Below are 239 nucleotides of genomic sequence, written 5' to 3'. Positions count from 1 at the left end.
AGCGCGCGCATCGGTCGGTTATCGACCATGATCTTGCCGATAATCTCCAGCGTCACCACGCTGCGGCAGTAACGGATCATCTTGTCCATCAGCAGGCTGCCGATGCACAGCCCCTGAAGGTCGTCACGCACGATGATCGAGAACTCGGTGAGGATGTTGTCGGCGTCGTTCCATACCCGCACCACCCACAGCATCTCATTGACCCCCTCGGCCAGCGGGTGCTCGGCGATGAAGGCCAT

The 239-nt window shown here is 60.3% G+C and carries 1 protein-coding gene; it reads right to left on the bottom strand.

Going from position 1 to position 239, the window contains the following annotated elements; translation table 11 throughout:
* The coding region (locus CVH10_RS23995) for a hypothetical protein (RefSeq protein ID WP_146143385.1) at positions 1-239 on the bottom strand (239 nt) is incomplete at both ends.

The sequence above is a fragment of the Halomonas sp. ND22Bw genome, assembly GCF_003011945.1.
Taxonomy (GTDB): domain Bacteria; phylum Pseudomonadota; class Gammaproteobacteria; order Pseudomonadales; family Halomonadaceae; genus Halomonas; species Halomonas halophila.
Note: the sequence above shows the minus strand (reverse complement) of the source record. Positions and strands in the feature narration are given on the sequence as shown.